This is a genomic window from Azospirillum sp. VT-I1 (assembly GCF_055698305.1).
On record NZ_CP168807.1, the window covers coordinates 1 to 24,081 of the forward strand.

A 24,081-nucleotide genomic window follows, 5' to 3' on the forward strand; every position below is an offset into this window, starting at 1 on the left:
GCCCTCGGCACGGTTGTCATCGGCATGATGGCATTCGGCGAGCCGGCGACGCCGGTGCGCATCCTGCTCATCTTTGGGCTGGTGGCCTGCATCGCCGGCCTTAAACTGACTTCCGGTCACTGAGTTCAGAACGACCGAAGAGGCTCGTACGTCCCTGGGTGGTCTAATGAAAAGTAACCCTTGAACCACACGCTGATCTCCTCCTGAGAGGTGCAGCGTGGGTCTGACGCCGTGGCCTGTTTGCATCCGGCGGCCGGGACACGGTGACGCGGACCCAAGCATGCTCCAGTCGATCGCGAGGATCATGCCCGTGCTGATCCATCTCTACGTCATCGCCAGGCTGAGCCGCCAGTTCGGGGTCGCTTGGTGTATGGCCGCCTCGGCAGCGCCGGCTCTACCTGATGGAGTTGACCCGGACGGCGGAGGAGTGGCTGCCCACTGTGCGGCGTCTTCGGCTGGCCCACTCCCCGGCCCGCTCCTGGGCGGCGGTGACGCGGGCGGTGAACGCCAGACTGCCGCCCGGCCGGCATTGGACCGCCGAGCGGCTGCGCCGCGCCGTCCACGCCTATGTCGATGAAGGGCTGGCCGAGCGGGCGCTGCTCGACAAGGCGCCTGCGGTCCGCGGTGACGACCGGCTGATGGTGCTGGTGGCCGGCATCGCCCGGGCGAACCCGACGCTGTCGCTGCGGGCCATCGGCGCCCAGCTGGAGGCGATGCGGGAGACCACGCCGCGGGGCGGACGCAGTTGGGCGGCGGCCTCGGTCAAGAACCTGCTGGACCGTGCCCGGGCGCAGGGTCTGCTGCCTGCCGGAGCCGCTCCTGCTTCGCCGCAGGGAAGCTGATCGGGCGGCGCGATGGGGCAGCGGCGACAGCCCGGCCGCGAAGCGCCACCCCTGCCCGCCATCGAGCCCTATTCGACATAAAGCACGGTGTCGTGGTGGATCGGGCTGTGATGGCGCAGCCGGTAACGGCTGCCCGGGCGCATCGTCTCGATCAGGCGGGGGATCGCCGCGAAATCCCCGATGTCGTGATAGACCGCGACCGCCAGCTTCGGCCGATGGTCGCGGATGGTCCGTTCCGCCCCGCGCAGGGCGGGCATCTCGGCCCCCTCGATGTCCAGCTTGATGAAGCTCACCGGTCCCAGCCCGAGATCGTCCAGCGCCTGGACCGGAACGGTCACATCACCTCCCGCATCCAGCCGGCCGCCCGGCCCGTGGCCACCGGAAAAGTGCAAGGTGTCCGCATGGCTCCACAGGCCGATGGGGTGAATGGTCACGCGGGGAAGGGCGGCGGCGCGCTCCCGCAGGCGGGGGAGGTTCGAGGGGTCCGCTTCGAACGCGTGGATGTGACGATGGGTGCCCCTGAGGTGCCCCCTGTGCAGGCGGCGAAGGCCGCCACGGTGTCGCCGTCGAATGCCCCGCCGTCCACCAGCACCTCGTCCCTGCCGACGGCCAGGGCATCGGTGAAGAAATACATGTCCCGGTAGGGAAGCCGGACCGGTTCCAGCCAGCGGGCGTCCCAGGTCAGGCGGTAGAGCATCACCGACAGGAAGCAGCGGCGGCTGGCATCGTCGTCGAAGCCGTTCCACTCCGCCTCCCACTCCGCCAGGGCGGCGATCTGCCCGGCGCTCCCCATCATGTCGGGCGAGCACAGCCCGGCGGAGCGCATCGCCTCGAACAGCGACAGCAGCGGCCGGCCGCTGGGCTGCCACAGCGCGCTGAAATGGGCGACGGCCTCGTCGGAGCTGCAGCACATGACGCCGACGGCCCGGGGTTCGCGCCGGATCAGCTCGCGAAGCCCGTCATCGCCGAGGATCGTCCCGTTCCCCAAAGACTGGCCGGCACGGGCGTTGTCCACGACCCCGACGACCGTCCAATGCGCGATTGCATGCCGCACGAGGGGCTGCGCCATCACCGACCCGGCACCGAGAAGGACCAGCGGCACCCCGCCCGGATCCAAATCCCGGCGGTCCCCCGCCTGCAGCACGCGCCAGTCGCCGGGCGTCCGCATCGCCTGCTCCAGCCGCCCGCCAAGCGCATGGCGGAGCGCCGTCACCTCATCACCCTCATTCCCCATGCCTCGCCCCCTGTCCCTGGCCCTCTGCCGCACCGGATTCCGCGGAGCATAGCAGCGCGCTTCCCCTCCGGCGGACGGAAGTTGCCGCCGGGGTGCCGGCCCCCGCCTTTCCACCCCTCCTGTTCTTCTGCCACATCCTCCTGTCCGAACGCGCGAACTCCCTCGCGCGGAAGTGGATTTATGCTCGTTGCCGTGCCGGCGATGGCCGGGTTTCGTCAACCGTGACAGCAGCGGGAGGTTGGCATGAGTATGATAAGGCGCAGCTCCGCCGAGTTTCTCGGGACATTCTGGCTGGTCTTCGGCGGCTGCGGCAGCGCCGTGCTCGCCGCGGCCTTTCCGCAGGTCGGGATCGGGCTGCTCGGCGTCTCCCTCGCCTTCGGGCTCACCGTCCTGACCATGGCCTATTCCATCGGCCACATCTCCGGCTGCCATCTGAACCCGGCGGTGACGGTCGGGCTGTGGGCCGGCGGGCGGTTTCCGGCCAAGGACATCCTGCCCTATGTGCTGGCCCAGCTGGTCGGGGCCTTCGCGGCGGCCCTGGTCCTCTATGTCATCGCCACCGGCAAGGCCGACTACAGCCTCGCCGTCAACGGCCTCGCCGCCAACGGGTACGAGGCGCATTCGCCCGGCCAGTACAACGTCACCTCGGCCCTGGCGATCGAGCTGGTGCTGACCTTCTTCTTCGTGCTGGTGATCCTGGGCTCCACCGACCGGCGGGCGCCGGCCGGCTTCGCGCCGCTGGCCATCGGCATGGCGCTCGTCCTCATCCACCTGATCAGCATCCCGGTCACCAACACCTCGGTGAACCCGGCGCGCAGCACCGGCCCGGCGCTGGTGGTCGGCGGATGGGCGCTGCAGCAGCTCTGGCTGTTCTGGATCGCCCCGCTGGCCGGCGGACTGGCGGGCGGGCTGGCCTACCGCGCGCTTGCCGAGGACGTGCCGGCGAAGCCCGCCATCACCGGCGAGGCGAAAAGCTCCTCCACCTGATCCGGGCGATGGGGCCGGTTTACCGGGAAGCGGTTCGAGAGCCGGCCCCCCATCCTCACCCCCGGTTCACGCCCCCAATTCCTGCCGATGTCGCAACTCCGTCAGCCCGTCCACTGTTATTCAGGCAGTGCAGACGGCGCAGAAGGCGTATCCATGCGGCAGTTCGACCCCGATTCCAACCCGATGACCGAGGCCGATTACGGCATCGTGCTGGGCCTCTTCATCGGCATCTATCTCGGCCTCCTGGTGGTGTCGGCGCTGCCGTAAGATCACCCCGCCTGCGGCCGCTCCGGCAGCATCAGGCAGCGGTTGACCAGGTTCATCAGCTCGCTCTGGCGGGTGGTTCCGGTCTTGGTGAAGATGCTGCGCAGCTGGCTGCGCACCGTGCTGATCGCGACGCCGCGGCGGTCGCCGCTTTCCGCCGGGGTCAGGTCGGCCAGCAGGTCGGCGACCAGCCGGGATTCCACCGGCGTCAGACCGAACAGGGCGCCCAGCCGCGCCTCCAGCCCCGGTGCCACCGCGGCGGGGTCGACGATGTAGACCGCCGTCCGGATCCGCCCCCATCCCCACCGCCGCCCTGCGGCCCCGCCGCCTCGTGCGACAGCGGAAGGACGGTCAGCAGGTAGGGCGCCCGGCCGGAGGGGCGCGACACGCGGAGGTCGGCCGCCTCCACCCCGGCCCGACCGGCCGTTCTTCCGCCGTTCGACAGCGACGCCTCCAGAACATGCGCCAGCCGGCGCGCCTCGGCTCCCCGCTCGGCCTGCAGACGGCCGTGCACGAGCCGAAGCCCGTCGCGCGCGTCGATCATCGCCTGTCCGGCCCGGTTCACGGCGACCGTCCGTCCGGCGCCGTCGAGCAGGACGACCCCCATCGGCAGGCCGTCGATCATGCGGGCGCTCCAGGCCGTCTCCTCCTCCCGGCCGTCCCGGCGCGCCCACAGCCGGACGCGCAGCCGCATGGCGCGCTGAAGATGGGGGCGCAGTCCCGCAGGAGCCGGGCCGTCTCCTCCGGGAAGGGCGGCCTGTCGGCGGGGCGGAACAGGCTCAGCACCGGCTGCATCGGCGTCAGTTCCCCGCCGTCGGCCAGTGAGACGGAGCACAGCCGCCCCATCCCCTCCCGCTTCAGCATGTCGTTGAAGATCATCGAGCGGTGGAGTTCCGCCTCGGGCACCAGCTCCTCGCCGCGGCGGACCACGCAGCGGTCCAGCAGGCCCTGCGCCGCCGCCGCGTTGGCCCAGAGGTCGCGATGGCGGAAATGGGCGGTGTAATCGCCGAGCAGCCCGTCGGAGATGTTGTGACGCACCCACAGCGCCATGGTCCGGGCATCCTGCCCGAGCGCCGCGGTGAACAGGAAGCCGTGCGTGGCGCCGGCCGACGCGCAGATCCGCTCCAGGATGCCTTCCCAGCGCTCCGGGAAGGTCACCGTGTCGTAGATGTCCTCGATCAGTTGGTCGGCCGATTGCCCCATGGGAGAGTTCCTCCGATCCGGGACAATTTCTCGTAGGCAATTGCCGCCGCTCAAGACCGATCAGTTGCGTATAACCATCGGACGAACGGTTCGTCCGTCATGTGAAGGATGCGGGTCACCGGGATTTTCCTCAAAAGTCGACAACGCGGAGCCCTGCCGAAGGCGGGAGCCTTCGAACCGGAGCCGCCGCCATGACCGCAGCCATGACTGACGACCGCCCACCCCCGTCCTCCGCCGCAAGGCCGCCCGTCCACCCGTCCGGGCGCCCGTCCGAAGGCCGGATACGCCTGGCGCTGGTCGCCGACCGCGACCCCCTGCTGCGCGAGGGGCTGCGGCTTTACCTGGAAACGCTGGGATGGCAGGCGGTGGCGGGCAGGACTGTGGACGAGGGGCTGGGGCTGCTGGCGCGCATGGCCACCCGGCCGCCCGACTGCCCGCCCGGTTCCATCCTCCCCGATCCGATCGTCCCCGACCTGATCGTGATAGGGGAGACGGAGCGCCGGGGGCGGCCACGCCCTGGCCGTCCCTGCTCGACCGGCTGGCGGCGGTCCAGGGCACGGTGCGCACGGTGCTGCTGTCCATCGCGGCGTCGAACCACGAACTGATGCTCCGGGCGCGCGACCGCGGCTTCGACACCATCCACCTCGACTTGGCGCCCCTGAACCTGGACGCCCTGCTGCTCGGCTATGTGCGCCGGATCGAAGGAGGGCGGAGCTGACGGGGTGGCGGACCTCATGGATTATCATGAAATCATTTTATCATGTCCTGTGCTGTTCTGATGGTCGCCCAGATCGTGAACAGAGGGCTGTGGACAGGAAATGGACTGGTGCCGTGACGAAATGCCGGGACACTCGACCATGCCCTGCTGGCCCAGAGGGCGGAAGAGCGCCCCCCTTCACCCGCTGCCTGATCGACAACTGCCCCGTGCAGCCGGCTCCACTGGCCCGGCAGCCATATCCGCCGCCTGACCGGCACGCTCCGGCGACTGGCGGACGCGGCGGGCAGACAAGACGCGGGTTGACAAGACGCTTGGGCAAGCGGCTTTTCGACCCGGCCGGAACGCGAAAGAAAGACCTTCCATTACCATGCTGCATCAGGCTGTCATTCTTGTCGGCGGACGGGGGACGCGGCTCGGACCGCTGACCGACGACACGCCCAAGCCCCTCCTGCCGGTGGGAGACCGGCCGCTCCTCGCCTATCTGGTCGATGAGCTGTCCCGGCAAGGCTTCAACGACATCCTGATGCTGGCCGGCTACCGCGGCGACCGGCTCGAACGCTTCTGCGAAGAGATGCAGCGCCCAGGCCTGCAGCTGCGCTGCGTGACGGAACCGGAGCCGGCCGGCACCGGAGGCGCCCTGCGGATGGTGGCGGACCTGCTGGACGTTCAGTTCCTGCTGCTGAACGGCGACACGCTGTTCGACATCAACCTCAACGACCTTGCGACCCCGCCTCTGCCGGCCGACGGCAGCGTCCTGGCGAGGATGGCGCTGCGCCGGGTTCCCGACACCGCCCGTTACGGCGCCATCGCCCTGGAGGCTGGTCGGGTCACCGCCATGCATGAAAAGGGGCGGACGGGGGAGGGGCTGATCAACGGCGGCCTTTATCTGCTCGACCGCCGCGCGATCGACCGGCTGCCACCGTCGCCCTGCTCGATCGAGACCGGCCTGTTCCCCCTGCTGGCGGCGGAGGGTGCCATCGAGGGGCGGGTCTACGACCGTTTCTTCCTGGACATCGGCGTGCCCGACGATTTCGCCCTGGCCCAGAGCGCCATTCCCGCCAGCCGGCGCCGCAGGGCCGCCTTCTTCGACCGCGACGGCGTGCTGAACGAGGACATCGGCTTCGCCCACCGTCCCGACCAGATCACCTGGATGCCGGGGGCCAGGGAGGCGGTGAAGCGGCTGAACGATGCCGGCTTCCTGGTGTTCGTCGTCACCAACCAGGGCGGGGTCGCCCGCGGCCTCTACAGCGAGGAGCATGTGCGCACGCTGCATCGCTGGATGCAGGAGGAGCTGCGCGCCGTCGGCGCCCATGTCGACGCCTTCTACCACTGCCCGCACCATCCCGATCATGGCGAGCCGCCCTATCGCACCGACTGCCGCTGCCGCAAGCCGGAGCCGGGGATGCTGCTGCAGGCGATGGCGGAGTGGCCGGTGGAGCCGCAGGGCAGCTTCCTGATCGGCGACCGCGAGACCGACGTCCAGGCGGCGCAGCGGGCGGGCATCGAAGGGACGCTCTACCGCGGCGGCGACCTCGACGCGCTGGTGGCCGGCATCCTTGCGCGCTCCGGGGCCCACTCCGGAGCCACTCCCGGGACCGGTGCGCAGGCCGAAGCCGTCCGCTAGAGTCCGTCAGATGCTTACTGAAGCATCTGACGGACTCTAGCCTTTTGATTTTCCCTGCGATTCACGCTTCAGACGATTCAGTCTGAACCGATCGCACTCTAAGGAAGCCACGCCTCAAGCCAGGGGGCCAGCCACCGCCAGAGCAGGACGGCGGCGGCCAGCCACAGGGCGACCATGACCGCCGCGGCGGCGACGCTGACCGGCCGGGCGGCCTGACGCGCCGCCGCGGCCCGGTGTTCGGCCAGAAGCTGCGGCGGGATCAGGCGGATGACCAGCAGGATGCCGAGCGGCACGATCAGCAGATCATCCAGATAGCCCAGCACCGGAATGAAGTCCGGGATCAGGTCGATGGGACTCAGCGCATAGGCGGCAACCGCCATCGCCAGCAGGCGGACATGCCGGGGCGTCCGCGGGTCGCGCGCCGCCAGATAGACGGCGAGCACGTCGCGCTTGATGCCCCGCGCCCATCTCTTCGCGCGTGCCAGTGCCGATGCTTCGGCGTTCTCGGTCATGCCGCTGATGTCCGGTTATGGCCATCCCATCCGCTGACGGCGGCCGGGCCCGGAAGGCTGTAACCCAACCCCGGCAGTCCGTCGAGCCCCGCGACGGCGGAGCCGATACCACCCGAACGGGAAGGGCGCGCGGCCTCGGCCGCCTTGGGTATAGCCGGCAATCCTTTGGAATAAACCTCCCGCGTGCTTCCTGCCCCACGCAATCAGACGTAGGTTTTTCTGTCCCTACATGCAGGTTTTCCAAAAAGCGCCTTTGAACAAAAGCCCGGAGGCTCCCTATGCGGTTCCCGGTACTCGACGGATGGCGCGGTCTGTGCGCGTTATGCGTGGCCTTATATCATTTGCATACACTCGATCACTTCCACCTGTTCGACTTCGTGCGCGGCAGCTATCTTTTTGTCGATTTCTTCTTTGTTTTGAGCGGCTTCGTCATCACCCACGCCTATTCCAGCCGCATCGGCGGGTCCGCATCGGCCGGCTCCTTCCTCGTCCGCCGCTTCGGTCGGGTCTGGCCGCTGCATGCGGCGGTGCTGCTGGGGTTCGTGGCGCTGGAAAGCGCGAAGGTCCTCTCCGGATCGGCGGCGGGAAATACGGCCTTCACCGGCGCCTACGCCCCGTCGGCCCTGGTCAGCAACCTGGCGCTGGTCCATGCGCTGGGGGTGGAGGACCAGTGGACCTGGAACATTCCGAGCTGGTCGATCAGCGCGGAGTTCTTCGTCTACGTCACCTTCGCCATCCTGTTCCTGACCGTGCGGCGGCCCAGGATGCTGATCGGGGCGATGGCGGCGCTTGCCGCCCTCGGCGCCGGCGTGGTGATGGGATTCTCCGCCAACCACATCGACACCAGCATCGACTACGGCTATTTCCGCTGCCTGTACGGCTTCTTCACCGGCTGCCTCGTCTACCGGCTGTATCAGGCGATCGGCGACAGGCGGCTGTCCCGCCCTGCCGGCGGTCTGGCCGAAGCGGGGGCGCTGCTGGCGGTGGTCGCCTTCGTCTCGGCAGCGGGGGGAACGCCCTGTCGCTGGCGGCCCCGCTGCTGTTCGGGCTGGTGGTGCTGGTGTTCGCCTTCGAAGCCGGGCCGGTCTCCCGCCTGCTGGCGACATCCCCCTTCCAGCGGCTGGGGGCCTGGTCCTACTCGATCTACATGGTGCATGCCCTGGTGATCGCCGTGCTGCAGAAGGCGACGACGATGGCGCAGGGGATCGTCGGCCGGCCGCTGTTCGTCGAACGCCGGATCGACGGCGAGACCGACCGGCTGATCGCCTTCGGCGATGCCTGGATGATGGATGCGGTGAGCGTCGGCTACCTTCTGGCGGTGATCGGCCTGTCGGCCCTGACCTACCGCTTCGTCGAGCTGCCGGGGCAGGCCGTGGTCAACGGCCTGCTGGTCCGCTCGCGCAAGGCGGCCCCGGCCAGCCCGGTGGCCGAGGCGGCGTGAGGACCGCCGCAACCGTCGAGGCGGCGTGACCGCCGCCTCCCTCCGCCCCTGCCGGCATCAATGGCGGGCGAAGACCTGCGGCCCGCCGGCACCGCCGAACAGCACGACCTGATAGGGCTGGCCGGTTCCCATGTCCATGCCGGGGGCGTCCTGCGGCATGCCGGGCGCCGACAGCCCGCGGGCCTGCGGCCGCTCGGCCAGCAGGCGCGTCACGTCGGCGGCCGGCACATGGCCTTCCAGCACATAGCCGCCGACCCGCGCCGTGTGGCAGGAACCCAGCTCGTCCGGCACCCCGGCGGCCTGCTTCACCGGCGTCATGTCATCGACGGTATGGACGGTGACGTCGAAGCCGGCCGCGCGCATGTGCCGCACCCAGCCGTCGCAGCATTCGCAGCCCGCGGACTTCCAGACCTCCACCGCCGCACCGGCGGCGGGGGCGGCGGCGCGGACGATGTCCGGCAGCGCCACGGCTCCGAGGCCGAGCGTCAGGACGGCCAACAGCGCTCCCTGGGCCGCCCCCACACCATCGTCCGCCGCGTCATCTTCATCGGAACTCTCCAAGTCATATCAGTGTCTTGCCTCATCCGCTCAGGAGCGGACGGACAGAAGCCTCAGGGCATTGGCGGTGACCAGCACCGTGGCGCCGGTGTCCGCCAGGATCGCCGGCCACAGGCCGGTGACGCCAAGAACGGTGGTCACCAGGAACACCGCCTTCAACCCCAGGGCCAGTGCGATGTTTTGCCGTATGTTGGCCATGGTGCGGCGTGACAACGCCACCATCGCCGCGACGTCGCCGACCCGGCCGTGCAGGATGGCGGCGTCGGCCGTCTCCAGCGCCACGTCGGTGCCGCCGCCCATCGCGATGCCGACGTCGGCGGCGGCGAGCGCCGGGGCGTCGTTGATGCCGTCGCCGACCTTCGCCACCCGCTGCCCGCGCGCCTGAAGGTCGCGGACGATGCGCAGCTTGTCCTCCGGCAGCAGCTGGGCATGCGCCTCCACCCCCAGCGCCTTTGCGACCGCCCCGGCGCTCTGCGCGGTGTCGCCGGTCACCATCAGCGCGCGGATGCCGGCGCGCTCCAGCGCCTCGATGCCCCGGCGGGCGTCGGCGCGCGGTTCGTCGCGCAGCGCGATCAGCCCGGCGGCCCGCCCCTCGACCAACAGGACCGAGACCGTCTTGCCCGCCTGCGCCAGGGCCGCGACCCGCTCCGCCTGCCCGGGCGTCAGCGACGGGGCGGCGGCCTTGGGCGACAGCAGCGCCGCCGCAAGCCCCCCGACCCGGCCCTGCAGCCCGGCGCCGGGAAGGGCGGTGACCCCGTCCGCCGCCGGCGGGACGATGCCGCGGTCGGCCGCGGCGGCCAGGATGGCGCGGGCCAGCGGGTGGCTGGATCCCGTCTCCAGCGCCGCGGCGGCGGCCAGCAGTTCCGCCTCGCTCCCGCCGAAGGGGATCAGGTCGGTGACGCGCGGCCTGCCCTCCGTCAGGGTGCCGGTCTTGTCGAAGGCGACGGTGGTGATGCGGCCGAGCGCCTCCAGCACTGCACCGCCCTTCAGCAGCAGGCCGCGCCGGGCGCCGTTGGAGAGGCCGGCGGCGATGGCCGCCGGGGTGGAGATCACCAGCGCGCAGGGGCAGCCGATCAGCAGGACCGCCAGGGCGCGGTAGATCCACTCCGTCCAGCCGCCTCCCATAACCAGCGGCGGCACCACGGCGACCAGGACCGCCACCGCGACGATGCCCGGCGTGTAGAGGCGGGCGAAGCGGTCGATCAACCGCTCCGTCGGGGCCTTGCTCGCCTGCGCCTCCTCCACCAGCCGGACGATGCGGGCGATGGTGTTGTCGCGCGCCGCGGCGGTGACGCGGACGCGCAGCGCGCCGTCGGCGTTGATCGTGCCGGCGAAGACGGGATCGCCCTCGCCCTTGGGCTTCGGCACGCTTTCGCCGGTGACCGGGGATTCGTCGACGGCGCTGCTGCCGGACAGCACGATGCCGTCGGCCGCCACCCGGTCGCCGGGGCGGACCAGGATGACGGAGCCGACCGCCAGCCCGGCGGCGGGAACGGTCTGCGGGGCAACGCCGTCCCGCTCCAGCATGGCCGTGTCGGGGACCAGCGCCGTCAGGCCGCGGATGCCGGCCCGCGCCCGCCCGGCCGCCACCCCTTCCAGCAATTCGCCGACCAGGAAGAGGACCAGGACCGTCGCCGCCTCCTCCACCGCGCCGATGACGAGGGCGCCGACGGCGGCGACCGTCATCAGCGTCTCGATGGAAAAGGGCGTGCCGGCCCGCGCCGCCGCCAGGGCGCGGCGCGCCACCGGAACCAGCCCGACCATCAGCGCCAGCGGGAAGGCCCAGCGCTCCGTCTCCGGCACCAGCAGGCCGAGGAGCGTCGCGGCGGCGAGCGCGGCGCCGGCCGCCAGCGTCAGCACCGCCTTGCGCCCGCGCCACCAGGGCGCCTCGGCCAGATCGGAATGGGGGTGGGAATGGGGATGGGAATGGGCGGCGTCGGAATGGGCAGGGCCGCAGCAGCCCCCGCCGCAGGCGGGTGCCGCGGCCTCCGCCACCGGATCGGCGGGGGTAGCGCCATAGCCGAGGGCGGCCAGCGGCCGGACCACGGCGTCGGCCCCCAGCGCCGCGTCATGGGAAATGGTCACCGTTCCGCCCGGCACCGACACCCGCACCTCGCGGATGCCCGGCACCCGGCGCAAGGCGGTCTCGATCTTGGCGGCGCAGGACCCGCAATCCATGCCGGAGACCCGGTAGCGGCTGCTGCGCAAGGCCGTATCCCCGGTCCGGACCCCATCCTCCATTCCATGCATGGCGAAGCTCCCCATCGTGACGCGCCGTCGACAGCGTCCCGGGAGCCTAAATTCTCCAGCGACTGGAGGATCAAGCGGAAAAAGACGATCAGGCCGTGGGGGCGGCCCCCGCGTCGCCAGCATCCGCGTCCGCTTCGTCGTACTCGGGCGAATGCTCCGGCAGCCCGGCGAACGGCTCGCTCCTGGTGATGACGGGATGCATCTCCGACCCGACGACTTGCGCCCAGCGGGGCGAGCCGTGCTTCACCTCCAGGAAGGAGCCATGGTCCAGGACCGGCTTGTAGACCCGGAAGGTCTTCATGATCGACAGGATGCCGGCGGAATCGAGCGGGCCCAGGAAGGATTCGTCCATGTCGAGGAAGGACGGATGCGAAATCCAGCGTTCCAGTTGGGCCGCGTTGAGGAAGAAGCTCCCGGCCGCCGGGTAGGAGGTGCGTTCGAAGCGGACGGGCTCGCCGATGAAGTCCAGGCTCAGCTCCGGCCGGTCGGACAGGTCCTGATGCTCGGTCGTCCAGGGCCGGCCGAGCACGTAATCCGGATAGACCTTGTAGCCGAAGGGCGAGAGGTTTTCGAACCGGTTGGGCTGCAGCAGCGCTTCCGGCCCGAACTTCGCATCGAACAACGCCCGCTTGCGGAAGAACAGCGGGTCGGTCATGACGATGTCGTCTTCGACATAGCAGTACCAGTCATACTGCCCCGCCATTTCCCGCATCACCATATGGGCGGCGAACCCCAGACGCATCGGCGGATAATCGTCGTTCATCTTCGCCCGCCGGTAGAGGACCGGGCTGATCCGCAGGGAATCGAGCAGATGGTCGTCGCCGACGGTGCAGACCAGAACGTCGACTTCGGCACGGTGCGGCGACGCCGCCTGCCATGCGACCTTGCGCCAATGATCGAGCCCGGCCAGCCGGTTTCCATAAAGTTGATGGAAGGCGCAGATGGTCTCGCCAAGGACGGCGATGCGTTCGCCCTTCCGGCTGATGTCGCTGGAGTTGTTCCCGCCGGCGGCATGATCGGTCTTCGGGCGATAGAAATGCGGGATCACGCACAGGATCTTCACGATGACGCCCCTGCCGAACGGGTCCAAGACTAAGGGGCAGGGTGATAGCCGTTGTGAACCGTGCGAACAAGCCGAAATGGAAGGGCCGGAAACTTAAGGTTGCTTGAGCTTTCCGCTCCTGCCGGCGACGGCTGTCCCGAGGAGGCGGGGCGTTGCCGGCGGCCGCCACGAAGCCTAAAATCTCTAGCGACTGGAGGATTGAGGGGGAATGACGACCATGTCCACATCGGCCCTGGCCATCGGCACGCTCGCCAAGCGGACCGGCGTGAAGATCCCGACCATCCGCTATTACGAGAGCATCGGCCTGCTGCCGGAGGCGCCGCGCACTGGCAGCAACCGGCGCAGCTACGACGAGGCGTCGGTCCGCCGCCTGCGTTTCATCCGCCATGCCCGCGAGCTGGGCTTCGAGGTGGAGGCGATCCGCCAGCTCCTGGCCATGGCCGACGATCCGGGCCGCCCCTGCCGCGAGGCCGACGTGCTGGCCCGCACCCATCTGGCCGAGATCGAGTCCAGGATCGCCCGGCTGGAGGCCCTGCGCGACGAGGTGCGGCGGATGGTGGAGGGCTGCGCCCAGGGCGAGGTGCGCAGCTGCCACGTGATCGAGGTGCTGGCCGACCACGCCCACTGCCTGCATGAGCGGCATTGAAGGCCGGCATCCGGCGGGCCCTATGACCTGGAGCCGGTTGCCCGGCCGGCGGGGGTGTTTATAGTCGGGCCCGTACAGTGTCGAAACCTTCCGTGCCCCGGCTTGCGGGTATCGACGAGACCGGCAAGGGGGCGCGGGGCACCATGGCAACGGGAACGTGAACAGGGCCGGGGGAGCAGGGCGGATCATGGGTACGGGGGCGGGTCGGGCGCAGGCGTCATGCTGCGGCTTCTGAGGACCAGCCGCCCGTTCCAGCGGATCGTGGCGCTCGGCGGGGTGGTGCTGGCGGCCCTGTGCGGCGGCACCGTGGCGATCCTGGACAATCTGCGGGACGAGACGGTGGCGGAGGCCACGCTCGGCCTGCGCACGCTCAACGCCTCGCTGGCCGAACAGACGGCGCGCACCATCGAGGGCATCGCGCTGACCGTCGAGGGGGTCGCCGAGCAGATCCCCCCGGAGGACCGGCGCAGCCCGGAGGCCCTCAAGCGGCTGCGGGGGGACCGGCAGGTCTACGAGATCCTGAAGGCCAAGGCGTCCAGCCTGCCGCAGATGGAGGCGCTGAGCCTGATCGCCGCCGACGGCAGCCTGATCAACTTCACCCGCCAGTTCCCGGCCCCGGCGCTCGACCTGTCGCAGCGCGACTATTTCCGGGCGCTCAAGGATGCGGATCCCGGGCGCGTCTATGTCAGCCGGCCGGCGAGGAGCCTGGCCACCGGGGAATGGACGCTCTACATCGCCCGCCGCATCAACGGCCCCGACGGCGGGCTGTCCGGGCTGGTGGTCGCCGCCATCCGGCTGTCCTATTTCGAGCGGTTCTACCGCAGCCTCCATGTCACGCCGGGCAGCGGCTTCAGCCTGTGGTGGCGCGACGGCATGCTGCTGGCACGCTTCCCGGCGGTGCCGGACAAGGTCGGGACCGTCGCCACCACCCCCGAGGTCGTCGCACGGATCACGCGCGACGAGGCCGGCACCTACGAGGCGCCGCTTTCGATCGACGGCAAGGAGCGCATCCTGTCCTTCCAGGTGCTGCGCAACTACCCGCTGGTGGTCGGGGTCAGCCGGACGCGGGCGGAGATCCTGGCCCGCTGGCAGAGCCAGGCGGCGGTCATCGCCGCCGCCGGGCTGGTCAGCGCGGTGGCGCTCGCCCTGATGCTGTGGGCGATGACGCGCCAGTTCCTCGCCTACGAGACCGCCAACCGCGCGCTCGGCGAACGCCGGCAGGCGGTGGAGGCCCGTGACGAGGCGGAGGAGCATGTCCGCCAGCTGCAGAAGATGGAGGCGCTGGGCCAGCTGACCGGCGGCATCGCCCACGACTTCAACAACCTGCTGCAGGCGGTGCGCTCCGGCCTGCATCTGCTGGAGGCCGGCGGCGAGATCCGGGGGGCGGAGACCCGCCGGGCGCTGCAGGTCGCGACCCAGGCGGTCGACCGCGGCGCCACCCTGACCCAGCATCTGCTGGCCTTCGCCCGCCGCCAGCGGCTGGCCCCGGCGCCGGTCGATCTCGGCGCCCAGGTGGCGGGGATGGCGACGCTGCTGGAACGCACGCTGGGCGGCGCCATCCGCATCCGCATCGACCGGGATGCGGCCGTGCCGCCCGCCCTGGTCGACCCCCACCAGTTCGACATCGCCCTGCTGAACCTCGCCATCAACGCCCGCGACGCCATGCCGGGCGGCGGCACCCTGACCATCGCCGTCACCAGCCTGCGGGTGGAGGAGAGGGCGGCGAAAAAGGGGATTTCCCCGCCCTGGCGCCCGGCGGCTATGTCGCCGTGACCGTGCGCGACAGCGGGACCGGCATGACGGCGGACGTGCTGGCGCGGGCCTGCGAGCCCTTCTTCACCACCAAGCCGGTGGGGCAGGGCAGCGGGCTGGGGCTGAGCATGGTGCATGGGCTGGCCGCCCAGTCCGGCGGCGGCATGCGCCTGGAAAGCCATCCCGGGCTGGGCACCGCCGTCACCCTGTACCTGCCCCATGCCCCTGACCATCCTGCGGCGGAGGCACCTCCCAATTCCGATACCGCCGCCGAACCGCCGCCCCAGCCGGCCGCCGTCCGCGTCCTGCTGGTGGAGGACGACGCCCTGGTCCGCATGGCGAACGCCGCGGTGCTGGCCGAGGCCGGCATGACGGTGATCGAGGCCGCCGGCGGCGAGGAGGCCCTGGCCCTGCTGGAGGCGGATGGCGGGATCGGCATCCTGGTCACCGACTTCGCCATGCCCGGCATGACCGGCGCCGATCTGACCCGCCTCGCCCGCCACCACCGCCCCGATCTGCCGGTCCTGATCGTCACCGGCTATGCCGATAAGGCGGAGCTGCAGGATCTGGGCGCCGAACCCGGCATCCGCATCCTGTCCAAGCCCATCCCGCCCCCGGCGCTAATCGGGCACATCGCCGCGGCGCTGTAAGCGCGCGCGCCTCAAGCGGGATCACACCGCCTTCACGCAGGCCCCCACATGGGTGAAGGCGAAGCGGGCGTCGATCGGGACATCGGGGAAAGGCAGGCCGTGGCCCTCATGGGCGCCGTCATGGACGAGGCAGCAGCCCTCGACCAGCGGCCAGACGACGCTGCCGAGGAAGCGCTGGTCCTGCAGGCGCCCCCCGTCGGCGCGGGCGGCGGCGCGCACCAGGGGAGCCATCGGGGGCAGGACGCCGGCCAGCCCGCCCCACATGCCGGCCAGCATCAGCTCGGTGTGCATGATGTGGTCGCGCATGACGTGAAAGGGCAGGCCGGACGCGATCCAGGCATCCACCGCCGCCTTTTCCCGGCTGTTCAGGCGGGAATCGGCGTCCCGGCACAGGAAATGGCTGACAGTCGGATCGTCGGACACCAGGAAGCGCCAGAACAGCCCCTGCACCGGCCCGCTGCCGGGCTCCATGGCGACCAGCTCCGCCCCGGCGGCGGCCAGATCGCCGAGAACGGAGGCCGGCACCGAATCGTCGTGGTAAATGCGGCAGGTCCAGCCGGGATAGAACTCCGCCGCGAGACGGACATTCTCCAAGGCGCCCTGCGTGTAGAAGGCCGCACTCCCCCACAGGCTGAAGCTGATGATCCGCCGCGCCCGGCCGGCCGCCGCCGCGGGAAGATGCAAGGCGGCGCCGGCCGGCCGGCTTTCCCGCGCCGCCCGCGCCTTCCGCGCCAGGATGTCGCTGGCCTCGCCCGCCGCCTCCGCCCGCCGGCCGCAATGGAAGAGCGTGGCGACGAGATACTCGCGCGTTTCCAGATGGTCGGGATCGAGGGCCTTCGCACGCCGGAAGGCGGCGGAGGCGCGCTCCATCCATCCGGCATTGTAATCGGCAACTCCGGAATTGTAGCAGGCGAGGCGCGACGCCGGAGACAGCGCGAGCACGGCGCGGTAGGCAGCCGCCGCACCATCCCAGTTCCCCCGGTCCAGACGGGCGTCCGCCAGCCCGCTCAGCAGGGCGGCATCGCCGGGGCGCAGGCGGACCGCCTCCCCGAACGCCGCTTCGGCACCGGCCGGGTTCCCCGTCTCCAGGCAATGGCCGCCGTAATCCTTGAGCAGATCGGCCAGCGTGTCGGCGGCCTGCCGCGCCCCCAGGGCATGGGCCTGGCGGTAGGCCTCCATCGCCGCCTCCCTGCGGCCGGCGACGCGGAGCAGGTTGCCGTGATTGAGCCGGTATTCGGCATGATCGGGCCGCCGGGCGATGGCTTCGGCGATCCGGGCGATCCCATCCTCCAGGCGGCCGGTCTGCCCCAGCAGGATGCCGGAGAGGTGGAGCGCGTCGGGGTATCCCGGCTCGACCTCCAGGACGCGACCATAGAGGGTTTCGGCCTCCTCGAAGCGTCCGGCAGCGTGCAGGTCGAACGCCAGGATGGTTGCTTCGGATAGGGTAGCCATCGTCCATACATAGCGCAGGACGGGCTGCCGCTCCAAAGCCAAACGAACCGGCGGAACGCGACGGGTCAGCGCCCCTGCACCGCGAAGCAGCCATGGCCGGCGGCCTTCAGGGCTGCGCAGGCGGCGTCGGCGTTCGCGGCGGGGAAGCCGGTCAGCCGCGCCTTGTAGAGGCCGCCGGAGCGGACGATCTCGGGGCTGGCGCCGGCGGCGAGCCCCCAGCCGCCTGGCGCTGTCGCCGGCGCTGCGCGCCGCGGCGGCCCGGCTGGCGAAGGCGCCGACCTGGATGGACCAGGGACCGCCGGCAGCCCCATCGGACCTGGAAGAGGGCTTGGCGGCGGAAGGCTTGGCGGAGGGCGCGGCGACGCTCACCGCCGTGCTGCGTTCGGCGGCCGACGAGCTTTTCCTGGTGATGACCAGATCCGGGGCGGCCGGCGCCGGCTTGGCCGGGCTGGTCGGGCGCTTGAAGCCGATGTCCAGCAGGTCGGCGACGCGGTCGTCGCGGGAGGCGGCGCTGTGGCCGCCCATCACCACGGCGATCAGGCGGCGGCCGTCCCGCACGGCCGAGGCGGCGAGGTTGAAGCCGGACGCGGCGATGTAGCCGGTCTTGATGCCGTCCATGCCGGGATAGCGCGCCATCAGGCGGTTGTGGCCATGGACCGTCGTGCCCTGCCAGTCGAAGCTGCGGCGCTGGAAATAGGCGTAGTGGCCGGCATGGCGGCGGATCAGCGCGCGGGACAGGACCGCCATGTCGCGCGCCGTCGTCCGCTGCAGCCGGTCGGGCAGGCCGGACGCGTTGCGGAACACCGTGCGGCGCATGCCGAGCGCGCGGGCGCGCGCCGTCATCTTCTCGGCGAAGGCCGGCTCGCTGCCGCCCAGCGCCTCCGCCAGCACCACCGCGACGTCGTTGGCCGAACGGGTGACCAGGGCCAGGATCGCCTGCTCCACCGTGATGGTGCTGCCGGGCGCCAGCCACAGCCGCGACGGCGGCATCGAGGCGGCGTGCTGCGACACCACCAGCCGCTGGTTCAGCCGCAGCGTGCCGCGGTCCAGCGCCTCGAAGGTCAGCATCAGCGTCATCATCTTGGTCAGCGACGCCGGGTAGGTCAGGGTGTCGGCGTTGCGCGCCTGCAGGACCTTGCCGCTGCCCGCCTCCATCAGGATCTCCGCCGCCACCGGCGACCAGCCGGCCTTGCGGCCGCCCTTGGCCCAGGCCGGCAGCGAGACCAGCAGGAGCGAGACCAGCAGGACCGCGAAGGCGGTGAGGAAGAGCGGCGGCGTCGAAGCACGGGCGAGCAGGGGCATCGTCTCAGGTCCGGCGGTTGGCGCAGCCCCGCTGCGGCACGGGTACTGTCGGCTTCGTGGTTTTCCCTATCGGACAGGGCGGAGCGGGGTGGAGCGGGGCTGTCCTGCGGCGGGCGTCACCGGCCGGACAGCATGGAGCCTACCATGGCACGGAACGCGTCGACCGCCACGGGCTTGACCAGCACCCGCATGTTGCGGCCCAGCCCGTCGGCGCCATCGCCGGGCCGGTCGTCCAATGCCTGGAAGGCGTAGCCGGTCAGGAACAGCACCTTCAGGCCGGGCGTGCGCGCCTGCGCCATCTCCGCCAGCTGGCGGCCGTTCAGGCCGGGCAGCCCGACGTCGGTCACCAGGAGATCGACCGCTTCGGCTTCGCCCAGGCGGGCGAGCGCCTCGGCGCCGTCGGCGGCCTCCAGCGTCGTGTAGCCGTCGCCCTCCAGCACCTCCACCAGCAGCATGCGGACCAGTTCCTCGTCCTCGACCACCAGCACGGTGCCGCGGCCGGGTCCGGACGGCACGGGCGGGACGGGGAGTCCGGCTTCGGAAGCGGACGGGGGAACGGCGGGCTCGGCGGCGCCATGGTCGCGCGGCAGGCAGAGATGCACCGCCGTGCCCCGGCCGACCGCGCTGTCGATGCGGACGAAGCCGTCGGACTGGCGGGCGAAGCCGTAGAGCTGGCTCAGCCCCAGGCCGGTGCCCTGGCCGATCGGCTTGGTGGTGAAGAAGGGTTCGAAGACGCGGGCCAGCACGTCCGGCGGCATGCCGGTCCCGCTGTCGCGCACGGTCAGGACCGCATAGTCGCCGGGCTCCACCCCCGGATCGTTGGCGAGGTCGGCCGCCTCGAAGCTGGCGTTGGCGGTCTCCACCGTCACGGTCCCGCCGCCGGGCATGGCGTCGCGGGCGTTGATGACCAGGTTCAGCAGGGCGCTTTCGATCTGGTTCACGTCGGCATGGACCGGCCACAGCGGCTCCGCCAGCCGGCGCTCCAGCCGGATCGCCTCGCCGACCGACCGGCCCAGCAGGTCCCACAGCCCCGCCACCAGCGCGTTCAGGTCGGCGCGCTCCGGCTTCAGCGGCTGGCGCCGGGCAAAGGCCAGCAGGCGCCGCGTCAGGGTGGAGGCGCGGTCCACCGCGGCGCGCGCGGTGGCGGTGAAGGGAGCGATGTCGGTGCGCCCGGCCGAAAGCCGCTGCTCGATCAGCTCCAGGCTGCTGCTGATCGCCTGCAGCAGGTTGTTGAAGTCGTGGGCGACGCCGCCGGTCAGCTGGCCGACCGCCTCCATCTTCTGCGCCTGGGCCAGGGCCTCGCGCGCTTCGTCCAGGGCCTCCTGGGCCTTGCGGCGTTCGGTGATGTCGCGGGTGACCTTGGCGAAACCGCGCAAGGTCCCGGTCTCGTCGCGGATGGGGTCGATGACGACGCTGGCCCAGAAGCGGGTGCCGTCCTTGCGCAGGCGCCAGCCCTCCGCCTCGAACTTGCCTTCCGACAGGGCGGTGGCGAGCGCGCGCCGGGGCACGCCGGCGGCACGGTCCTCTTGCGTGTAGAAGCTGGAGAAATGCCGGCCGATGATCTCGTCGGCGGCATAGCCCTTCATCCGGGCGGCACCCGGATTCCAGCTGCGGACGATGCCGGCGGGGTCGAGCATGAAGATCGCGTAGTCGACCACGCTCTGGACCAGCAGGCGGAACTGCCGTTCGCCGGAGATGGGCTCCCAGGCGGGCGCGACGCGTTCGTCCCTCATAACCACGACTTTCCGGAACACAGGGGTGAAAAAAACGGGAAGTCGGATGATCCGCGTTCGACGCCTGCGGGGTCAATAACCCAATGCGAATAGTCGGGTATTATTACGCCGCATCAGCCGGGATGTTCCGGGATTAATCCGGCGCGATTTGGCGACGGCGAAATCCGGAAGCGGATTACAGTCATGGAGGGAAAAAGAGTGTAGGGAAAGGGGCGGGGCGGCGAACCGCCCCGCAGGTTCCCTTTGGTCCGGTGCTCAGCGCGGGGCCAGCACCATGACCATCATGCGGCCTTCGACCCGGGGCATCTGCTCGACCTTGGCGATGTCCTGGAGCTGGTCGCGCACGCGGACGAGCACGTTCAGACCGAGATCCTGGTGCGCCATCTCGCGGCCGCGGAAGCGCATGGTCATCTTGACCTTGTCGCCTTCCTCGATGAAGCGGACGGCGGAGCGCATCTTCACGTCGTAGTCGTGATCGTCGATGTTCGGCCGAAGCTTGATTTCCTTCAGCTCGATGATCTTCTGCTTCTTCCGCGCCTCGTTGGCCTTCTTCTGCTCCTCGAAGCGGAACTTGCCGTAATCGAGGATCTTGCAGACGGGCGGATCCGCCTGGGGCGCCACTTCGACGAGGTCGAGGTCGGCATCCGCGGCGGCATCCAGCGCCTGGCGGAGCGGCACCACGCCGACCATCTCGCCGTCGGCGCCGACGAGGCGGACCATACGGGCGGTGATTTCACGGTTGAGGCGCGGGCCTTCGCGGACGGGGTCCGCGTCGTAGAGCTTGGCTATGGTGATCTCCTGTGGTCGTGGATGGGTAGAAAGGGGCGAGCCCGGGTCAAGAGGCTCAGCCCAGGATGTCGAGCACAATCTGCCGCAGTTCGCCCCGGGTCAAGCCGGACGGCTCCGGATTGGAGCGGAAATCGGGCTTTTTGCCCTCCGCTGCGGCGAATTGGCCGGCAGAGGCGTGGGTGGAACGGCGGGTGGCGGCCAGCTGGACCGGTGCAAGCGCGGGCTGGGCGGCGAAATGGCCGGTGGAATGCGAAGCGGTCGACAGGATCGGGGTCGTCATGAAAATTCTCCAGGCCGGATGGGCGGACCGATGGATTCGGGGGCCGGCCGGCTCTTGTTTGTGTGTGGCGTCGTGAAACGGGAGCCATCGCGGCGCACGCCGCCGCACGGGCTCCGATAAAGTGGAACAGGCCCCGGTACGGGCATGTTCCAAAAGGCCGGCGTCCCCGATGAAGGCTCCCCCTCGATGAACCGGAGGGGGCGGGGGCGCGCACCGCGGACGCGGTGTCGGCCATGTTCCCAGATGGGGAGGGGGCGGGTTTTTTCAAGGCGTTCCGCTTGTCCCACCCTTCCAGTTCCCCTTGCCGGCCGCAAGCCGCCGGGGAACGCGCGGGCGGCCGCATGGTTTCGTCTCCACCGGCCCGTCACCAGGGGCGGCCGGAAGGAGGGCGGAGATGCGGTGGCAGGGCGGACGGGAAAGCGGGAATGTCGAGGACCGGCGCGGCCGGGGAGTCGGCGGCTTCGGAAGAGGCGGGGGCGGCATCCGCATTGGCCGGGGCGGGCTGGGCATCGGCGGGGTCGTCGTGCTGCTGCTGGTGTCGGCGGTGCTGGGCGTCGATCCGACGGTGCTGCTGGGCGGCGGCGACCCGGCGGACCAGGCGCCGGCCGGCCGCACGCAGATCGGCGAGGCGGCCCCGCGCAGCCAGGCCGACGACGAGCTGAAGCGCTTCGTCTCCGTCGTGCTGGCCGACACCGAGGATACATGGCGCGGCCTGTTCCAGCAGATGGGGCGCCAGTACCAGGATCCGACGCTGGTGCTGTTCACCGGCACGGTATCGTCGGGCTGCGGCCGGGCGCAGGCGGCGATGGGGCCCTTCTACTGCCCGATGGACCGGAAGCTCTACATCGACCTCGGCTTCTACCGCGAACTGCGCGACCGCTTCCGGGCGCCCGGCGACTTCGCCCAGGCCTATGTCATCGCCCATGAGGTCGGCCACCATGTGCAAAATCTGCTGGGCATCTCCGACCGGGTGCAGGCGGCCCAGCAGCGGGCGCACAACCCGGCCGACGCCAACGCCCTGTCGGTGCGGCTGGAACTGCAGGCCGACTGCTTCGCCGGCGTCTGGGGCAACCACACCAACCGCGACCGCCGCATGCTGGAACCCGGCGACGTCGAGGAGGCGCTGACCGCCGCCAGTGCCATCGGCGACGACCGGCTGCAGCGTCAGGCGGGCGGCACCGTCAGCCCCGACAGCTTCACCCACGGCAGTTCCACCCAGCGCGTCCGCTGGTTCCGCACCGGCCTGGAAAGCGGCCGGATCGAGGCCTGCGACACCTTCGGCACGGACCGGCTGTGAGGGGAGCTGCACGCCGACAGGGAGCTGATACGGCGGGCAAGACCGACACGGATGTCACGGATTTGAGCACGGATTACACGGATATCCGAACCGGCACCGCGCCGGCTGTCCGGGAACAACACCGAAGCGGAGGAACATTCGTGAAATCCGTGGCTAAATCCGTGACATCCGTGTCGATCTTGTTTTCCGATGCGCAACTGATTGGGGCTATGATCGACGCACCCCGGTGTTCTATCGCAGCCACCGAGATGTGAGTCATGAGCCATCCCGCCACCGACACTCTCCCGCCCATCCATCCCGGCGAGTTCCTGCGCGACGAACTGGAGGCGCTGGGCCTCAGCGCCCGGCGCTTTGCCGAGCATATCGGCGTGCCTCCCAACGCGGTGACGGAGATCATGAACGGCGAGCGCCGGATCACCGCCCCGATGGCGCTGAGGCTGGGCAAGGCCTTTGGGACCGACGCACGCTATTGGACCAACCTGCAGAGCATTTTCGAGACCAAGGTCGCGCGGGCGGAAATCGGCGATGCGCTCGACGCCATCCAGCCGCTGCCGCATCCGGGTAAGGCGGCTTAACTCCCCGCCCCGCGCATGAGCCGCAGATAGTCGAGCACGCGGGCGGTGCGCCAGTCGGGGTCGGCCCAGCAGGCGGCTTCCCGGGCGCGGCGGCAGGCGGCGACCGCCTCCAGACGGGGCTGGTCGGTCAGCGGGCGCAGGTCGGCGGGGATGGCGGCGAGACAGGCGGCGGCAAGCTCCGCGGGCGGGGCGGGGGCGGTCTCCAGCCAGCCTTCGGCATCCCGGAAGCGGTCGCGGCACATCAGGGCGATCATGTAGTCGCAGGCCGATTGCAGGCCGGGCGCCAGCCGGCCGGGGCTGACCGACAGGATCGGCAGCAGGGGCGCCAGGGTCGGCGCCAGATGGTTGGCGTAGAGCGTCGCCCCCCAATAGCGTTCCGCCGTCTGCCGGAAATGGTCGAGGTCGCGCACCGGCACCAGACCGGAGGTCTCGATGGGCAGGATCTCCACCTTCGGCTTGGTGACCACCACCGTGTCGTTCGACACATCGACATAGAGCGCGCCGACCTGCAGCGCGTTCTGGAAATACTGCCCGCGCAGGACGCCCCAGACGCTTTGCAGCACGCCGCCCTCCTCGACGAAGGCGCGCAGCGCCCGCTCCACCGGACCGGCCGGCCGGGCCAGACGCTGCGACAGGCGGGCGAAGAGGTCGCGGGTGATCTCCTCGCAACGGCCATAGGGATAAGGCTTGCCGGCGGCCGGCGGCAGGCCGGCGAGCGCCCGGTCGCTCTCCTCGCGCAGCGTCATGAAGTAATCGTACAGCCCCACGGGATCGCCGCCCAGGTGGCGGGCGGTCAGCGCCGACTGGCGGTCGTCCACCGGGGCGATCTGCTGGGGCAGGAGGGGCGGGGATTGCGGCGTCATGGCGGGCGGGGTCCGGGGGTTCGGGGAGGTTGGCACCCTTGGCCGC

The 24,081-nt window shown here is 70.6% G+C and carries 26 protein-coding genes; 12 read left to right on the forward strand and 14 right to left on the reverse strand.

Translation table 11 applies throughout. The features are described 5' to 3' along the window. Positions 1-401: 401 nt before the first annotated feature. A complete protein-coding gene (locus tag AB8P05_RS31200) occupies positions 402-842 on the forward strand; it encodes a hypothetical protein (RefSeq protein ID WP_472762102.1) in 441 nt (146 codons plus the stop codon). A 68-nt stretch (positions 843-910) separates the two neighbouring features. Here AB8P05_RS31200 and AB8P05_RS31205 read toward each other — a convergent pair whose 3' ends face one another. After that, positions 911-1,381, reverse strand: coding sequence for an FkbM family methyltransferase (locus AB8P05_RS31205; RefSeq protein ID WP_472762269.1), 471 nt, complete (start codon positions 1,379-1,381; stop codon positions 911-913). Next, entirely contained in the window at positions 1,273-2,076 is an 804-nt protein-coding gene (locus tag AB8P05_RS31210; protein ID WP_472762282.1) for a hypothetical protein, read from the reverse strand. Before AB8P05_RS31210 ends, AB8P05_RS31205 begins: the two co-directional genes overlap by 109 nt. 249 nt (positions 2,077-2,325) lie before the next feature. Here AB8P05_RS31210 and aqpZ point away from each other — a divergent pair, with 249 nt between their 5' ends. Then, complete coding sequence (gene aqpZ, locus AB8P05_RS31215; protein ID WP_455176281.1) at positions 2,326-3,063, forward strand: aquaporin Z; 738 nt, start codon at positions 2,326-2,328, stop codon at positions 3,061-3,063. Between the two features lie 269 nt (positions 3,064-3,332). Here aqpZ and AB8P05_RS31220 read toward each other — a convergent pair whose 3' ends face one another. Genes AB8P05_RS31220 through AB8P05_RS31230 form a run of 3 tightly spaced genes read right to left on the reverse strand, consistent with a single transcriptional unit; the run spans position 3,333 to position 4,530 of the window. Then, on the reverse strand, positions 3,333-3,581 hold the full coding sequence (locus tag AB8P05_RS31220; RefSeq protein WP_472762124.1) for a helix-turn-helix transcriptional regulator: 249 nt from the start codon (positions 3,579-3,581) through the stop codon (positions 3,333-3,335). Further along, positions 3,536-3,952 carry a hypothetical protein gene (locus AB8P05_RS31225; RefSeq protein ID WP_472762125.1) on the reverse strand — a complete coding sequence of 139 codons (417 nt, stop codon included), beginning with the start codon at positions 3,950-3,952 and terminating at the stop codon, positions 3,536-3,538. The genes AB8P05_RS31220 and AB8P05_RS31225 overlap by 46 nt, the downstream gene beginning before the upstream one ends. Next, entirely contained in the window at positions 3,949-4,530 is a 582-nt protein-coding gene (locus AB8P05_RS31230; protein WP_472762105.1) for a hypothetical protein, read from the reverse strand. Before AB8P05_RS31230 ends, AB8P05_RS31225 begins: the two co-directional genes overlap by 4 nt. Before the next feature lie 191 nt (positions 4,531-4,721). On the opposite strand from AB8P05_RS31230, the gene AB8P05_RS31235 reads away from it, so the two are divergent. The 3 genes from AB8P05_RS31235 to AB8P05_RS31245 all read left to right on the forward strand — a co-directional run bounded on the left by AB8P05_RS31235 (position 4,722) and on the right by AB8P05_RS31245 (position 6,872). Continuing rightward, entirely contained in the window at positions 4,722-5,135 is a 414-nt protein-coding gene (locus tag AB8P05_RS31235; RefSeq protein ID WP_472762106.1) for a response regulator, read from the forward strand. After that, positions 5,099-5,248 (forward strand): hypothetical protein, encoded by a 150-nt coding sequence (locus AB8P05_RS31240; RefSeq protein ID WP_472762107.1) that lies wholly within the window; start codon positions 5,099-5,101, stop codon positions 5,246-5,248. The genes AB8P05_RS31235 and AB8P05_RS31240 overlap by 37 nt, the downstream gene beginning before the upstream one ends. 367 nt (positions 5,249-5,615) lie before the next feature. Continuing rightward, positions 5,616-6,872 carry an HAD-IIIA family hydrolase gene (locus AB8P05_RS31245; protein ID WP_472762108.1) on the forward strand — a complete coding sequence of 419 codons (1,257 nt, stop codon included), beginning with the start codon at positions 5,616-5,618 and terminating at the stop codon, positions 6,870-6,872. A gap of 98 nt (positions 6,873-6,970) precedes the next feature. On the opposite strand, the gene AB8P05_RS31250 is transcribed toward AB8P05_RS31245, so the two are convergent. Beyond that, a complete protein-coding gene (locus tag AB8P05_RS31250) occupies positions 6,971-7,384 on the reverse strand; it encodes a YkvA family protein (protein ID WP_472762109.1) in 414 nt (137 codons plus the stop codon). Positions 7,385-7,725: 341 nt separating this feature from the next. On the opposite strand from AB8P05_RS31250, the gene AB8P05_RS31255 reads away from it, so the two are divergent. Both AB8P05_RS31255 and AB8P05_RS31260 read left to right on the forward strand, forming a co-directional pair. Continuing rightward, positions 7,726-8,550: an acyltransferase family protein gene (locus AB8P05_RS31255; RefSeq protein WP_472762110.1), complete on the forward strand. Its 825-nt coding sequence runs from the start codon at positions 7,726-7,728 to the stop codon at positions 8,548-8,550. Continuing rightward, positions 8,532-8,825, forward strand: coding sequence for a hypothetical protein (locus AB8P05_RS31260; protein ID WP_472762111.1), 294 nt, complete (start codon positions 8,532-8,534; stop codon positions 8,823-8,825). The genes AB8P05_RS31255 and AB8P05_RS31260 overlap by 19 nt, the downstream gene beginning before the upstream one ends. A gap of 57 nt (positions 8,826-8,882) precedes the next feature. On the opposite strand, the gene AB8P05_RS31265 is transcribed toward AB8P05_RS31260, so the two are convergent. From AB8P05_RS31265 to AB8P05_RS31275, 3 genes are all read right to left on the reverse strand, one after another. Further along, the gene (locus AB8P05_RS31265; protein WP_472762126.1) at positions 8,883-9,323 is read right to left on the reverse strand and encodes a DUF411 domain-containing protein; all 441 of its coding nucleotides are present in this window, start codon (positions 9,321-9,323) and stop codon (positions 8,883-8,885) included. Between the two features lie 90 nt (positions 9,324-9,413). Continuing rightward, entirely contained in the window at positions 9,414-11,624 is a 2,211-nt protein-coding gene (locus AB8P05_RS31270; protein ID WP_472762270.1) for a heavy metal translocating P-type ATPase, read from the reverse strand. Between the two features lie 97 nt (positions 11,625-11,721). Next, entirely contained in the window at positions 11,722-12,696 is a 975-nt protein-coding gene (locus tag AB8P05_RS31275; protein ID WP_472762113.1) for a hypothetical protein, read from the reverse strand. Positions 12,697-12,904: 208 nt separating this feature from the next. On the opposite strand from AB8P05_RS31275, the gene AB8P05_RS31280 reads away from it, so the two are divergent. From AB8P05_RS31280 to AB8P05_RS31290, 3 genes are all read left to right on the forward strand, one after another. Further along, positions 12,905-13,342, forward strand: a complete 438-nt coding sequence (locus AB8P05_RS31280) for a MerR family transcriptional regulator (protein WP_455176169.1) — start codon at positions 12,905-12,907, stop codon at positions 13,340-13,342. Positions 13,343-13,561: 219 nt separating this feature from the next. Next, complete coding sequence (locus AB8P05_RS31285) at positions 13,562-15,115, forward strand: cache domain-containing protein (protein WP_472762114.1); 1,554 nt, start codon at positions 13,562-13,564, stop codon at positions 15,113-15,115. After that, positions 15,112-15,744: a response regulator gene (locus AB8P05_RS31290; protein WP_472762115.1), complete on the forward strand. Its 633-nt coding sequence runs from the start codon at positions 15,112-15,114 to the stop codon at positions 15,742-15,744. Before AB8P05_RS31285 ends, AB8P05_RS31290 begins: the two co-directional genes overlap by 4 nt. 21 nt (positions 15,745-15,765) lie before the next feature. Here the strand turns inward: AB8P05_RS31290 and AB8P05_RS31295 are convergent, their stop codons facing one another. The 4 genes from AB8P05_RS31295 to AB8P05_RS31310 form a co-directional block, all read right to left on the reverse strand. Further along, positions 15,766-18,498 carry a tetratricopeptide repeat protein gene (locus AB8P05_RS31295; protein WP_472762116.1) on the reverse strand — a complete coding sequence of 911 codons (2,733 nt, stop codon included), beginning with the start codon at positions 18,496-18,498 and terminating at the stop codon, positions 15,766-15,768. A 116-nt stretch (positions 18,499-18,614) separates the two neighbouring features. Continuing rightward, positions 18,615-20,231, reverse strand: coding sequence for a PAS domain S-box protein (locus tag AB8P05_RS31300; protein WP_472762117.1), 1,617 nt, complete (start codon positions 20,229-20,231; stop codon positions 18,615-18,617). Positions 20,232-20,486: 255 nt separating this feature from the next. Then, positions 20,487-20,951: a translation initiation factor IF-3 gene (gene infC, locus AB8P05_RS31305; RefSeq protein ID WP_462620153.1), complete on the reverse strand. Its 465-nt coding sequence runs from the start codon at positions 20,949-20,951 to the stop codon at positions 20,487-20,489. Between the two features lie 124 nt (positions 20,952-21,075). After that, complete coding sequence (locus tag AB8P05_RS31310) at positions 21,076-21,300, reverse strand: hypothetical protein (RefSeq protein ID WP_472762118.1); 225 nt, start codon at positions 21,298-21,300, stop codon at positions 21,076-21,078. 394 nt (positions 21,301-21,694) lie between these two features. On the opposite strand from AB8P05_RS31310, the gene ypfJ reads away from it, so the two are divergent. Then, complete coding sequence (gene ypfJ / locus AB8P05_RS31315) at positions 21,695-22,597, forward strand: KPN_02809 family neutral zinc metallopeptidase (protein ID WP_472762119.1); 903 nt, start codon at positions 21,695-21,697, stop codon at positions 22,595-22,597. A gap of 257 nt (positions 22,598-22,854) precedes the next feature. Further along, positions 22,855-23,172, forward strand: coding sequence for a HigA family addiction module antitoxin (locus AB8P05_RS31320; protein ID WP_472762120.1), 318 nt, complete (start codon positions 22,855-22,857; stop codon positions 23,170-23,172). Here the strand turns inward: AB8P05_RS31320 and AB8P05_RS31325 are convergent. Further along, complete coding sequence (locus AB8P05_RS31325) at positions 23,169-24,035, reverse strand: hypothetical protein (protein ID WP_472762127.1); 867 nt, start codon at positions 24,033-24,035, stop codon at positions 23,169-23,171. The genes AB8P05_RS31320 and AB8P05_RS31325 overlap by 4 nt on opposite strands. Positions 24,036-24,081: the final 46 nt, after the last annotated feature.

Excerpts from the sequence above, each read along its gene's own strand:
- infC (WP_462620153.1), bottom strand. The coding sequence starts at position 20,951 with ATGGTCCGCCTCGTCGGCGCCGACGGCGAGATGGTCGGCGTGGTGCCG.
- AB8P05_RS31235 (WP_472762106.1), top strand. The coding sequence starts at position 4,722 with ATGACCGCAGCCATGACTGACGACCGCCCACCCCCGTCCTCCGCCGCA.
- AB8P05_RS31230 (WP_472762105.1), bottom strand. The coding sequence starts at position 4,530 with ATGGGGCAATCGGCCGACCAACTGATCGAGGACATCTACGACACGGTG.
- AB8P05_RS31320 (WP_472762120.1), top strand. The coding sequence starts at position 22,855 with ATGAGCCATCCCGCCACCGACACTCTCCCGCCCATCCATCCCGGCGAG.
- AB8P05_RS31285 (WP_472762114.1), top strand. The coding sequence starts at position 13,562 with ATGCTGCGGCTTCTGAGGACCAGCCGCCCGTTCCAGCGGATCGTGGCG.
- AB8P05_RS31310 (WP_472762118.1), bottom strand. The coding sequence starts at position 21,300 with ATGACGACCCCGATCCTGTCGACCGCTTCGCATTCCACCGGCCATTTC.
- AB8P05_RS31295 (WP_472762116.1), bottom strand. The coding sequence starts at position 18,498 with ATGCCCCTGCTCGCCCGTGCTTCGACGCCGCCGCTCTTCCTCACCGCC.
- AB8P05_RS31280 (WP_455176169.1), top strand. The coding sequence starts at position 12,905 with ATGACGACCATGTCCACATCGGCCCTGGCCATCGGCACGCTCGCCAAG.
- AB8P05_RS31200 (WP_472762102.1), top strand. The coding sequence starts at position 402 with ATGGAGTTGACCCGGACGGCGGAGGAGTGGCTGCCCACTGTGCGGCGT.
- aqpZ (WP_455176281.1), top strand. The coding sequence starts at position 2,326 with ATGATAAGGCGCAGCTCCGCCGAGTTTCTCGGGACATTCTGGCTGGTC.
- AB8P05_RS31260 (WP_472762111.1), top strand. The coding sequence starts at position 8,532 with ATGGTGCATGCCCTGGTGATCGCCGTGCTGCAGAAGGCGACGACGATG.
- AB8P05_RS31245 (WP_472762108.1), top strand. The coding sequence starts at position 5,616 with ATGCTGCATCAGGCTGTCATTCTTGTCGGCGGACGGGGGACGCGGCTC.
- AB8P05_RS31225 (WP_472762125.1), bottom strand. The coding sequence starts at position 3,952 with ATGATCGACGGCCTGCCGATGGGGGTCGTCCTGCTCGACGGCGCCGGA.
- AB8P05_RS31270 (WP_472762270.1), bottom strand. The coding sequence starts at position 11,624 with ATGGAGGATGGGGTCCGGACCGGGGATACGGCCTTGCGCAGCAGCCGC.
- ypfJ (WP_472762119.1), top strand. The coding sequence starts at position 21,695 with ATGCGGTGGCAGGGCGGACGGGAAAGCGGGAATGTCGAGGACCGGCGC.
- AB8P05_RS31250 (WP_472762109.1), bottom strand. The coding sequence starts at position 7,384 with ATGACCGAGAACGCCGAAGCATCGGCACTGGCACGCGCGAAGAGATGG.
- AB8P05_RS31325 (WP_472762127.1), bottom strand. The coding sequence starts at position 24,035 with ATGACGCCGCAATCCCCGCCCCTCCTGCCCCAGCAGATCGCCCCGGTG.
- AB8P05_RS31210 (WP_472762282.1), bottom strand. The coding sequence starts at position 2,076 with ATGGGGAATGAGGGTGATGAGGTGACGGCGCTCCGCCATGCGCTTGGC.
- AB8P05_RS31300 (WP_472762117.1), bottom strand. The coding sequence starts at position 20,231 with ATGAGGGACGAACGCGTCGCGCCCGCCTGGGAGCCCATCTCCGGCGAA.